Source organism: Microbulbifer sp. MKSA007 (assembly GCA_032615215.1).
In the GTDB taxonomy this organism is placed as follows: domain Bacteria; phylum Pseudomonadota; class Gammaproteobacteria; order Pseudomonadales; family Cellvibrionaceae; genus Microbulbifer.
Genome location: CP128431.1, coordinates 1 through 12,784 on the forward strand (window position 1 = coordinate 1; position 12,784 = coordinate 12,784).

At 49.4% G+C, this 12,784-nt stretch carries 8 protein-coding genes and 1 pseudogene; 4 read left to right on the top strand and 5 right to left on the bottom strand.

Annotated elements, in window-relative coordinates; translation table 11 throughout:
- Positions 1 to 286: 286 nt before the first annotated feature.
- The 5 genes and pseudogenes from QT397_00005 to QT397_00025 form a co-directional block, all read right to left on the bottom strand.
- The gene (locus tag QT397_00005) at positions 287 to 1,453 is read right to left on the bottom strand and encodes a polysaccharide biosynthesis/export family protein (protein ID WNZ53798.1); all 1,167 of its coding nucleotides are present in this window, start codon (positions 1,451 to 1,453) and stop codon (positions 287 to 289) included.
- A 219-nt stretch (positions 1,454 to 1,672) separates the two neighbouring features.
- Positions 1,673 to 2,053 carry a RidA family protein gene (locus QT397_00010; protein WNZ53799.1) on the bottom strand — a complete coding sequence of 127 codons (381 nt, stop codon included), beginning with the start codon at positions 2,051 to 2,053 and terminating at the stop codon, positions 1,673 to 1,675.
- 14 nt (positions 2,054 to 2,067) lie between these two features.
- The gene (pdxY, locus tag QT397_00015; protein ID WNZ53800.1) at positions 2,068 to 2,922 is read right to left on the bottom strand and encodes a pyridoxal kinase PdxY; all 855 of its coding nucleotides are present in this window, start codon (positions 2,920 to 2,922) and stop codon (positions 2,068 to 2,070) included.
- A 69-nt stretch (positions 2,923 to 2,991) separates the two neighbouring features.
- Positions 2,992 to 4,241, bottom strand: a pseudogene (gene mtr, locus QT397_00020) (tryptophan permease).
- A gap of 109 nt (positions 4,242 to 4,350) precedes the next feature.
- Positions 4,351 to 5,751 (bottom strand): tryptophanase, encoded by a 1,401-nt coding sequence (locus tag QT397_00025; GenBank protein ID WNZ53801.1) that lies wholly within the window; start codon positions 5,749 to 5,751, stop codon positions 4,351 to 4,353.
- Between the two features lie 1,347 nt (positions 5,752 to 7,098).
- Between QT397_00025 and QT397_00030 the strand changes: the two genes are divergently transcribed.
- The 4 genes from QT397_00030 (at position 7,099) to QT397_00045 (ending at position 12,782) form a co-directional block, all read left to right on the top strand.
- A complete protein-coding gene (locus QT397_00030) occupies positions 7,099 to 7,896 on the top strand; it encodes a hypothetical protein (GenBank protein WNZ53802.1) in 798 nt (265 codons plus the stop codon).
- The gene (locus QT397_00035; GenBank protein ID WNZ53803.1) at positions 7,889 to 8,470 is read left to right on the top strand and encodes a hypothetical protein; all 582 of its coding nucleotides are present in this window, start codon (positions 7,889 to 7,891) and stop codon (positions 8,468 to 8,470) included. The genes QT397_00030 and QT397_00035 overlap by 8 nt, the downstream gene beginning before the upstream one ends.
- Before the next feature lie 11 nt (positions 8,471 to 8,481).
- Positions 8,482 to 10,332, top strand: a complete 1,851-nt coding sequence (locus tag QT397_00040; protein WNZ53804.1) for a hypothetical protein — start codon at positions 8,482 to 8,484, stop codon at positions 10,330 to 10,332.
- A 182-nt stretch (positions 10,333 to 10,514) separates the two neighbouring features.
- Entirely contained in the window at positions 10,515 to 12,782 is a 2,268-nt protein-coding gene (locus QT397_00045; GenBank protein WNZ53805.1) for an autotransporter domain-containing protein, read from the top strand.
- Positions 12,783 to 12,784: the final 2 nt, after the last annotated feature.

Consider the following 12,784-nt stretch of genomic DNA (forward strand, 5'->3'; position numbering starts at 1 on the left):
GCAAATGTTAAGGTGAAAACGCCCTTGATCGTTACCTTCCGCGCGATCGGCTCATCGCGAAGAATTCAATTACATCAGCACTTTACCGCAAAGCTGATGCAGAGGCCGCCCCCTCAACGCCTCTGAACAGGAGGACCGGAGAGGATATTGCCCAACCGCCTCTATCGATAAATTCCTCTATTTTTCAGGGTAATGCCAGAGTGCAAAGTGTCCAAAATTTTCGTTTCGAAACAGTCGCGCACAGTAAATAACTCAGCAAAATCAATTGATAGCGACCAGCTGGTTGCTAAGGCATACCAGCCAGCGCTACACCTGAACGCAACGTTCCGGTGACTGGAGAAACGAGGATACTGATGAACTTGTTGACCTCCGACACAGAAGAGTTGGCAACATAGATCACGTCTTTATCTTTAATCTCAAAGGCTTGCGTCAGGAACAACCCACTGGGTTCTTTCAGGTTGAGACGATAAACAACGGGAACAGTTTCAAACTCATTGTGCTGCTCATGCGGGGGAAGCAGTGGCATCATCTTCTGCCGATCCTCAAACCGGAACAGGAACACACCCGTTGCATCCGCTGTACCATCATGCAAACCACCAGACATTCCAATGGCTTCTGACAGATTCAATCGCGAAGACGGGAAGTCATGTTTGCGCCGGGCGACCACTGCCCCGAACACTGTGAAGGACTTCGGCTGGTGCGTAATGGAGACGATATCTTTCGGTCTCAGCCAGATGTTGTTGGCTGGTTGCTCCGCAATGTCATCCAGTCCAAATCGGAACTTCTTATCATCCCGCACAACGGTGACGAACGACTCGTAATCCGGGTTCCTTGTCCCCCCAGCCTCAGAGATCGCCTCGACCAGACTCAGCCCATCTTCATGCACGCGGAATTGGCCGGGCCTTGCAACATCTCCAATTACGATCACTTTGTGTGACCCATTTGCCTGAAGGTTTACAACCACTTGCGGGTCAACGGCCTTCCCCTCCAATCCGGCAAGGATCAGCTCACGCACCTCAGAGATCGTCTTGTTTTCGACATCCAGCTCGCCAACATAGGGCACATAGATCTTGCCCTTATCATCCACGACAAGCCCCAGTTCCGTTCGCTTCTGCCCTTGTGTAGAGAACAGGCCATTTGGAATGGACTCCCAGATCCCGACAGAGAGCTGGTCGCCAACTCCAACACGGATCGTGCTGCGTTTGCCTTTGCCAACGCGGAACTCTTTGGGAGGTAAATTACTGGCGTAATTGGATAAGTGCTGGATCGTCGGCACATCTACATCCAGCATGACATAGCTCAGGGATTGCTCATCACTCTGCGAGGTTGCCGTTTCAACCTGATAAGCGCTTGGGCCATGTCCTGGAATTTCCGAGCACCCGGCGACAGCCAGTAGTAGCGCAGATGCAACAAGGAACTCCAACCAGCCAGATATGTGCAAACATGTTTTCACATGTCGACACTGCCGTATTCGCGAGCATTGGAGTAGCCGCCGGATTTAGCTATTGCAGTTTAAGCGCAAGACGATGAGGGGAGATAAATACTGCAATTTATGCGGTTGGATTGCAGAAAAAGAAGTACAAGCGATTGAAGTTAATGAACCATTCAAAATCATGACATGAGGGCAATGCTCGCTTTGGACCACGAGCATTGCAGGGGAAATCCTACCCGGTTATGGGCAGGCGATCATTTCAATCTCTACCAGAGCGTCTTTTGGAAGACGTGCAACTTCCACGCAGGAGCGTGCTGGGAACGGTGCATTGTTGTCTTCAAAGAACTTGCCATAAACCTCATTCACGCGACCAAAGTCATTGAGATCTTTCACGAAAACAGTTGTCTTCTTGATGTTTTTCGCAGCAAGGCCTGCTTCTTCAACAATCGCCAGACCGTTCTTCAGGGACTGAAGGGTCTGCTCAGCAACATCTGCAGGCATCTCACCGGTTTCTGGGTTGATAGGCAACTGACCGGAGGTGATGACCATCTGGCCAAGGTTTACACCCTGAACATAGGGGCCGATCGCTGCAGGTGCCTTTGAGGTGTCGATAGCTGTCATTGTTTTTTCCTGTTTTATAGGCTTGTTAAGTCGAACTGTTCGGATGGTGAGACGAATTCCTGTTGAGCAGCAATAGTTTGCAGCTCCCATTCGCCTTTTTCCTGCGTGGTTTTAAGCACGCCGTACACCGCGTTGTTACAGTGCTGGAACGCTTCTACTTCAGAAAGTCCATTCAGATAACCAGCGGCAAATACAGATGTGATCAGATCGCCAACACCAACCGGCTGGCGCTCAAACGGCAAATGCGGGCGCTGAGCCAGATAACTGCCTTGCGCATTGGCGAACATCATGGTGAAGGCTTCGTCAGAGACACTGTGCAGATGTTTGGCCAGAACCATTTTCGGTCCTCTTTCCATAGCCTTAGCACAGGCTTGTTTGGCTTGCTCCAGCGTTTCAACCGGCTCGCCAATGAACTGAGAGAGCTCAAACTGGTTCGGCACGATCACATCAGCAATCGGCATCACTTTACTGACCAGCAGTTCAGCCACACCTTCGCTGACAATGCAGCCTTTGTCAGGTGCGCCCATCACCGGATCACAGAAATAGAGACAATCAGGATTATGACGGCGAACTTCCTGCACGATGTCGACAATGACATCACAATGAGAAGGGCCTCCCAGGTACCCTGTTACAATACCTTTGATCTGAGAAAGAACATTCAGCTTGGCAAGTCCCTCAAAGATTTCAGAGATTTGCTTGGCATCATGGGCCTGTCCGGTCCAACCTTGCGGGTGCTGGGTGTGGTTTGAAAACTGGACTGTGTTGATCGCCCAGACTTCGTGTCCCATGCGTTGCATTGGAAATACAGCACAGCCGTTGCCAGCATGGCCGTATGTCACGTGGGATTGGATGGAGAGTATGCCTTTCATTTCAATTTCCTCGTTTAAACTGAGGCTCACATTTGCGAGCCCCAGCAGAGCGTAAAGCCATTCTCGGCGCTATGGGTAAACTGGAAGTGCGTTGAACATTCCAAGCACATGACTGACGGCAACCAGAATGCCGAAGCCAAAGACCACCCAGACCAGTGCCTCGCCACCCCAGACACGGAACTGAGGATTGCCGAATTTTTTCGGCTGACGCGCACCATCAGGGCTGGAACGATTGCAGTCCAGACGGTCGCTGCAAGGCCAGCGTAACCAATCGCGATGATGAAACCATCCGGGAAGAAGATGCCACCGATCAGCGGAGGTACGAAGGTTACTGCAGCGGTTTTCGCACGACCTGACTGGCTGTCATCAAACTTCAGGAAGTCTGCAAGGAAGTCGAACAGACCAAGCGCAACGCCCAGGAAGGAGCTCGCCACAGCCATGTTACCAAATGCGGACAACATGTTGGATGCTGAGGTGTTTTCTACTGCACGGCCAAGAGCTTCCACCAGTACGCCGATGTTACCGCCCTGTTCAATGATCGGACCAAAATCAGCTCGTGAGATGTTGCCCAATGTGGCGAACAGCCAGACAATGTAAAGTACCAGTGCAAGGAAAGTGCCTGTACCAAGGCAGAGCAGAATCTTCTTAGGCTCCTTGCCATAGTATTTCATCAGGCTTGGCACGTTGTGGTGATAACCGAAGGACGCCAGGCAGAATGGCATTGCTGCGAACAGGTACGGGAAGTAGCTCCCAAGCCCCATACCACTGTCGCTGTCAAAGAACACAGCGGCCTTCATGTTGAAGGTGTAGCCTGTCACGGACATGAAGAACGTGATGATCATACCGCCGAGCAGGATTGTTGTAATGCGGTCAACGGCTTTGGTGGACCACCAGACGAAGAACGCAAGACCCAGTGCGAAGATCAGGCCTGCAATCATCTGCGGAGGAGCAACGCCAACTGTTGCATCCAGCGTGTGCACCACGATGGAACCGCCACCGGAGATATACGCGTAGCAGAGAATGTAGCCAACGAACGCCACAGCGATGTTATTGACAGTGTTCCACCCATTCCCAAGGGTGTCTTTCACCATCGTGTCAAAGCTGGAGCCGACCGGGTAATTCAGGTTAGTTTCCAGTATCATAAGCCCTGAATGCAGCATACAGAACCAGGTAAAGGCCAGCGCAAAAATAGCCCAGATACTCCACATGCCAGCGCTGACGGTTGGAACGGAAAACATACCAGCGCCGACTGCGGTTCCGGCGATGATCATTGCACCGCCTAGGAAGGATGGACTGGTTGTTGCAGTGGCGTTGCCTATGCCACCGACTTGTGTGCCCTCAGACATTTACTTCTCTCCCGTGAAGTAGTTTTGTTATATCCGTGAGGAAAAGAGGGAGGCACAGAGCAGCGCCTCCCGAGGTGCCAACTTACTTGATTGGCTTCAGACGTGCAGTGAAGTGACGCAGAACAGGTGGTTCATATTCAAACTCGAAGCCTTTGATATCCTTCGCATTCTTCGCAACGTTGATCAGAGCATCCGCGATGTAATCCATATGGTCGTTGGTGTACACACGACGTGGGATTGTGAGGCGCATGAGTTCCAGTGGGGACTCTTTTTGCTGGCCGGTTGCAGGGTCGCGGCCAAGTAAGAATGAGCCAATTTCAACTGGGCGTACGCCGGATTCCAAGTACAGCGCGTTACACAAAGCCTGTGCCGGGAACTGGTCACCTGGGATGTGCGGAAGAATCTTCTTCGCGTCTACGAACACCGCGTGACCGCCGGTTGGGTACTGAATTGGCACGCCGCCTTCAACGAGACGATCACCCAAATACTTAACCTGGCCAATACGATAGTGCAGGAAGTTTTCATCCGCACCCTCATGCAGACCACGTGCCAGCGCTTCCATGTCACGGCCGGCTAATCCCCCATAAGTTACGAAGCCTTCCATTGGGACGCAGAGGGTTTGGACGGCCTGGAACAGCTCTTTCTTCTCGCGGATTGCGCACATGCCGCCGATGTTGACCAGAGGGTCTTTCTTTGCGGACATGGTGAGCATATCGCCGTAGGAGTACATCTCGCGGATGATGTCGGTGATGGACTTATCCGCATAGCCTTCCTCACGCTGCTTGATGAAATACGCGTTTTCGCAGTAACGGGCGGAGTCGATCACAACCGGAATGTCGTATTTCTGGCCGATCTCGTAAACAGCACGCATGTTTGCCATGGAAACTGGCTGACCACCGGAGCTGTTACAGGTCACTGTGGTGATGATCGCGGTGACGTTCTTCGCGCCATGTTCCTTGATCGCTGCTTCCAGTTTCTCCAGATCGAAGTCACCCTTCCAGTCGTAGTAAGTGGTTGTGTCATAAGCACGTTCGTCCACCACGTTAACTGCCTGACCACCGTTCAGTTCCACGTGAGCGGCTGTGGTGTCGAAGTGGTAGTTGGAGATGAAGATGTGCTTATCTGCACCACGAACTTCCTTCGCGCGGCGGATCAGAGCAGGGAACAGGATCTGTTCTGCACCACGACCCTGGTGGGTTGGCACCAGATATTCATAACGGAAGAAGTGATGAACCGCGTCTTTCAGGTTGTAGAAGTTGCGGGAGCCGGCATAGGCTTCATCGCCCATCATCATGCCTGCCCACTGGTAGTCAGACATGGCGCCGGTGCCGGAGTCTGTCAGAAGATCGATGTAAACGTCATCACTTGCGAGCAGGAATGGGTTGTAGCCAGCTTCTGCCAATGCCTTTTCGCGGTCTGCGAAAGTGGTCATTTTGATTGGCTCAACCATTTTGATGCGGAACGGCTCAGGGATACGTTTCATTGTTCTAGTCCTTGCATTATTACTGCGCATTCTTCGTCCAAAACTTGTTTCCCACCGTTGGGAATACGCAGCTGCGCACAGGTTGGGTCGCTCTCCAACCCTTTGGCGCGAAAGTTACAACTGCCTGAAAATGCAGGCATTCCTTTTGGAATTAACGTGTTGCGGCAGCAGTCCCTGTTTTGAACAATAGACGCAGCTTACCCGTCACCTGCCAGCAGCAGAGCAAGTAGAGCTGCCCGATTAACTACATGAGTGGATGTAGTTCACCCGTGGCACCAAGTAGATTGGGCGTCACTCATTCAAATTTTCAAAGGGACTGATGGGCCTGTAGGCTTATACGCACGCGTTTGGGAAGTCATAGGCAAGACGAACGTCTTGCGTAAACCACGCCAAGCTCTTTTTATTGCGATACTGAAGAACCAGTACTGACCGGCTCATGACCTAATCCTCATCTTTACTGCATATCATGTGATAGCAAAGGCATATGAAACCACAATTGCCCATGTGTCAAGCAGCTATTCTACCTCTTTCCTACGGGGTTGCCCCTAGAACAAGTAGATAAGCCAGTATAGACTTCACACCGCATTAACAGACGCTGTATTTTTCAAGCCAGCACAGTAAATAATTCTGTAAAATCTTAGTTTTTGCTTAGAACCCATGTTCTTTCCCATGTGCAAAAGCCGTTCCACCTGAAAACGCCCAAGGGTGAACCATATAAATTAATTGTCTGGAACCGCGTGCCGCCACGAACTCTTGATATCTCAGAGATTTTTTGCCTGTTAAATTTCACAGGAGCCAATTATTCCAAGTTATTTGCAGCAGAGCCTCTCTCAGCGACACTTTTCGGCTGACATCCCGTTATCCCCGCAACAAAATTGCGCGGCCCCGCACTTATCCTCCCCACCCGGCAGGTCAGTCCTTCGCCGCGGCAGTTGATAACTTCGCCACCCACCGGGCATAAGTCTCTCTCAACAGCCAAAACCAGAACTCACCATCCATGAACCCCGCTCAGCAATCCCCCTCACATAGCAACGCGTTCCTTTGCGTTCTTTTGTGTTTTCCTGCGTTTTTTAAGGATTTCATTGTGCAGTGCGGGATGTGGAAGTCAGAATAAACATCCGAAGCAGCGTACACGCTATCAAGTACTTTAAACCTGATCATAGATCCACACTTTGTGCCCAGATCAAGTTACCCTCGTTCATTGAACACCTTTAGTCTCATTAAATTTATAGTTGCATAAATATGTTTATAGATAGACCCTAATGTCGTGCAGATCTCAGTGAGTGGTTGTGGATACAGATCCAACTGAGAAATGGCCCCAGATTTTAAAATCGCGGAATTAAAAAATTGCAGGGTGTAGAATTTATTAAAAGCCAAACAGGCTCGTTTTGCTTCACAATTCTGGAAGTTTCAGATGATTTAAAGACAGTTATACGAGAACGCCTTTCGGATATATGTAATGGGGCCGCCAAAGCTTCTCGGAACCCGAAACTTTATTCTTATCAGAAAACTCTGGCTTCATTCTTCACTAAGTTTGATCGCAAGGCACCCGATACTCAGAAGGGAATTATTGGTGAGCTACTCACCCATATTCTATTCTTGCATTATGAAAAAGAGTTCCGTGCAGCTTCGCCACATTTCAACTTAGAAGAAGATTCCATTAAGAAAGGCTTCGACTTAGTTTTACACCATAATTCTTCAGATCAAATTTGGTTCGTTGAGGTTAAAGCTGGAGAATGTGGAGATCAAACGAGTAAAGACAAGTTAGGCAGTCTTTTATCTCTCGCCAAGAATGGATTGAAAGCAGCCCTTAACAGTGATCGAAACACTCTTTGGCAAAATGCAATCAACGGTGCCACCGTTGTAATCAAAGAAAATCGTTTGAAAGATCAGCTAGAAACCCTTCTAGAAACCTTTAACGAAAAAGCTATCGCAGGAAGGTCAAAAAGCGCTGACTACAATGCGATCTTAGTTGCTGTTTCTTATACGGAAGGAAAAGCTTTTGCGACTGGGGGTGATTTTGAAATCAAGCATCAAACCCAAAAATCTATGAATGAATTCAATGAATTAATGTCAATAGCATTACAAAAAGATACATTTCAAAGTATAGCTGATTTCCTTAGGGGAGAGATCCAAAGTGTCTAAAGCTCCGCTCAGGATCATACGTAGATCTAAGCTGTTCAAAATCTACCAAACACTCCTAAGAAAAGGTGAAGTTGGCAATGCAGAAGCAGAAACCCTGCTCGCAGCTGCAGTTGTTTTCCTGAACCATGAAAATCCAGATATCCTAGCTTTGGGCTACAGGATAATCGTTATGTATTCGAATCTGACAGGAGACTATCGACCACTATACGATGTGGCAATCGGGCGTGGTTATATGCCAATAGTAGCAACCACTCATAAAAACTTGGTTGAAAATGGCAATTCTGAGAATTTCTTTACAGAATATTTTTCATCACTTTTGGACCTTTATGAAAAAGATGGTTCTATACTAACTGAACAGCAGTTGGACTTGAACAGTTTCTTTGACGAAAACAAAACATCAGACCTCTCCGTTACAGCACCAACTTCTTACGGCAAATCTGAGTTAATTTCAGGATTTTGCAACAAAAACCTTCAGAGCAATATTTGCATATTAGTTCCAACCAAGGCTTTGCTTGCACAAACTAAGCAGCGCCTGCTGCAAAAAAATCAGCGCACGAAAGTAGGCCTATTCTAACCCACGCTGAGATGTATCAAGAAAATTACAAGAACTTTATTGCAGTCCTTACACAGGAAAGATTACTCCGCTTTCTAATAAAGTATCCCGATGTTAAAGTTGACTATATCTTCGTCGATGAAGCCCATAACATGCTCGGAAAAGACTCACGGGCTCTATTGTTGGCAACAGTGATCATCCTGTCAAAGCAGCGAAACCCAGATACTAAAATCAAGTATCTTACACCATTTTTGGTCGATCAAAAAAACCTCAACCTCCGCTATACGGAGATTGAGACAACCGATTATAAGGTACAAGAAAGCCTAAAAACCGAACGCTACCACCTCGTCGACTGTAGAGATGCTGAACCCGTCCATCTATACGATCAATATTTTGATGCGTTTATAAAATGTGACGATGAAGTTTTCGATGACGGTCTACAAGTAATAACGAAGCTTTCTGCGGCAAAAAATATCATCTTCTTCAATTTGCCAAAGAAAATTGAGCAATTTCTACGCGATTTCCTTCCATACAATGACGTTGTTGAAAGCGAGAAAATCGATAAAGTCTGCGCAAGTATCTCAGATTTTCTCGATAGTGAGTACCTTCTTGTAGAAGGGCTCCGAAAAGGTATTCTCTATCATCACGGTTCAGTTCCAGATATCGTAAAGCTTTACATCGAGCGCGCATACACCGAAATTCCAGAAATCCGCCACATAGTCTGCAACTCCACTCTGCTCGAAGGGGTTAACATTCCTGCTGAAAAAATGTTCATTCTTGAGAAGAGAAAAGGATCAAGTGACCTCACTAAGTCTCAGTTCCGAAATCTAGTCGGACGCGTTTGTCGATTCAGTGAAATTTTCAACGGAGATCCCAATAATTTATCGTTATTAGAACCTGAGATTTATATTGTGGGCACCCATGAGTATCTGGGCAGTTCGGATAATATACGCAAGTTCATCAAAAAGGTCGCTCAAGTTGACTTGCAAATCAAAGATGAAGTTGAAAATGTTTTGCTCGCTGAACGGCCCCTAGATGATGATGAAACTCAAAAAAAGAAAAAAGAGGCCGACGAGTTCCTTGAGAACATACAACCTGGAACAACAAAGTTAGACGTAACGTTTGCATCAACCCCTGTTGGGCGCTCTTGCTTCTTAAACAATATTTCTGAAGTCGATGTCTTAAGATATGAGTTTGATATTGAAGCGGCACTTGATGCCATCGCAGCACCACTCCAGAGTTCCAATGAAGTCATGAAGGTAATCGCAGAGGCGTTTATTCCCTACCTAAAAGAAGCATCTACATTTGGGAACTTACGTCGTCTACAGGAACATAGTGCGCAAACATTCTATGCGATGCTAATTGATTGGAAGATAAAGGGAGCATCTTACTCTGAGATGATCCGAAACTTCTTACGTTATTGGGAAAAGCTTGATGATGATGAAGTCTATGTAGGAAAATGGGGAGAAATCAAAAGAGAGGATTCCTTCAGGCACCATTGGGTAATCATTGGCGACAAAACGCATTCCGAAAAGGTAAATTTAGCCATTGTAAGAATTAAAGAAGAGCAAGATTTTGTCGACAACCAAATACTTAAATATGTAGAACTCCTGAATGATTTGGAGAAAATAGACGGGGATCTATATCTTAAGATTAAGTACGGAACTACTCATAAAGACAAAATTAGGCTGATGAATTTGGGTGTTAACTCAGTTCTAGCTAGTAAACTTATTGATGGTTACAGCGAGTTTGTTAACATTCAGGCTGATGAAGGCGTTGTGCAATTAAAGTCTAGTTTAATATCACGTATGCGCGAAAACAACGAGAATGAAATCTTGGTTTTTGAGGCCGGGATGCATCTTGGGTTAGCACACGAGTTCTAGAATTATGCTTCATCAAATCATAGGTTTCAAATACTCCACCGCACTTTGGCGCTGAGTGTCCGGATGTTGGCGTGATGTGTCCTTCCGGGTGGGAGACTCTCGTGTTTTATGGGGGCAGGAGGGCTGCCCGTCTGTGGTGAGGGGTGTTCTCCGTTCCCTGAAGCAACGACAGAATGCCATCCATGAAACCTTATGTTCTTTTCAAAAGCATCACGGCCCTGCCGGTTCTCTTGCTGCCTCATTCCCTTTTTGCGGGAGAAGTGCTTAACGATGGATCGGTTGTTACTGAAAGCCCCACTGTGACAACACAGGTTTCAGTTGCGGATGGCACCACATTGGAGGTTCAGTCTGGCGCTTCGGTGGAAGTGGGAACAGCCCATGCCATTGTTGATGCGGTGGATGGAACATCCATCACCGTGATCAATGCGGGCAGCATCTCTACCACGGATGATCGGTATGATGCGATCAACGCGCAAAACTCCACGCTGACGCTGGAAAACACCGGCCTCATTCATGGTCTGGAAGATGCCATTGATGTTGGCAGTGCAGATCAGATCATCAACTCTGGCACCATACTGGGCGGGGATGAAGGCATCATCGCGCAGGACCGCATTGAGGAGCTCACAAACTCCGGCAGTATCACCGGCGAGCGGGATGACGGCATTCAGGCAAGAAGCATCGGCAGCCTGACCAACAGCGGCTCGATCACCAGCGCAGAGGATGATGGTATTCTGGTTTTAGGTGCACAGGGCATTGGCAGCCTGATCAACTCCGGTACAATCTCCGCCGATGAAGAAGCCGTTGATGCAGACGCGCTGGGGTATTTTGAAAACACAGGCACAATCTCCGCCAGCAGAGATGCGATCTTCATCGATGGTGATGCGGGCACCATCATAAACCATGGCACGATCAACTCTGAATTTGGTGGGGGTTTCAACGTCTGGTCCGCCGACAGCGTGGTGAACACAGGCACCATCATCAGTAACGACGAAGGCATCTATCTGGACGGAGAAGACGGGTCCGGCCATGCCCGCAGCGTTTACAACTCAGGCACTATTGAAAGCCAAAACAGCGGCATTCGCGCCACCAGCATTGAGCGCCTGACGAACACGGGGAGCATCACCTCCCATTCCTCCGCAATCCGCATACATCACGGCACAATCGTCAACTCAGGCACCTTGACCGGAAGCCGGGAAGCTGCCGTTATCTTCACGCACGAAACCGACGGGGATGCAACGCTGATCAACTCCGGCGTTATACAGAACGACTTTAGCCCAACCAACAGTGCCATCGAATTCGGTCCAGTTGGGTCAAATCATTTGGTGCTCCAACCGGGATCCGTCATTATCGGAACCATCCTCTATGGAGGCACCGGCAGTGCGCTGACAGTTGAAAACGGCCTTTCCATCGCCAACACCTTTATCGGCACGCCACAGCAGGTTGAGGCGAACGGCGCCGCATTTGCGGTGAGCGGAAATCAGGTGGCCGTAGCTGATACCAGCGGCCTTGCAGCCGTGAACAACGCTTTTGTGGACCTGAGCGCCAGCATCTCCGATGGGGTGAACGCGCGGATCATAACCAACCTGTTTGATGGAGCAGGGGAGCAGGCGCCCCAGGTAGAGCCGCAGCGGCATTTCTGGATGTCAGCGTTTGGCGCAGGCAGCCGCTGGAAGGACACTGGCGCAACCACTCACAACACACATGGCTACGGCGGTGTCCTGATGGGCCTTGATGGGCAGATCAGTGAAGACCAGCTGCTGGGGACCTTCATCGGCACCGCGTATGGCCGTACGGAAGTGAGCTACGACAGTCAGGAGACGGATATCACCTCGTTTTATGGCGGGCTTTACGGGCTGCAGCAGGTCGGCGCCCACTCTGTGAGTTTCGTGCTCACGGGCGGTTACTCCGACTATGACAGCGAACGATCCATCGCCAACAACACGGTGGCAACAGGCACAGAAACCGCCTCAGCCGACTACGGCGCCTGGTTCATCGCACCGGAAATCACTCTGGTAACCGAGCTGACCGTGCTGGAGCAAACCGTGCTGCCATCGCTCACCCTGCGCTATGCCGGTGCAGCAATCCAGAGCTTTTCTGAGAGCGGCTCTGAGGGCAACCTCTCCGTGGATGACCGCGCGCTACATGAGTTCACCGGCCGCGCCCAACTCACCACCCGTGCCTATGAGGGGACTGCGTTCTCGCTGGATGCCTTCATCGCCGTTGAGGGCCGTCTCTCACGTGGAGACGACAACCTGACCGGCGCCTTGCTGGGGCAGGATATCGGCTTTGTACTGGATGACAGAGACGAAGCCCTGCGCGGTACCATCGGCTTCAATGCAGGTGGTCAGATTACCCCCTCCGCCCGCTGGTTCGCCCGCGCAGAAGCAGCCACCGGAAGCGATGTTGATGTCCACGGCGAAGGGCAGGCAGGCTTTCTCATCAGCTTCTGAAG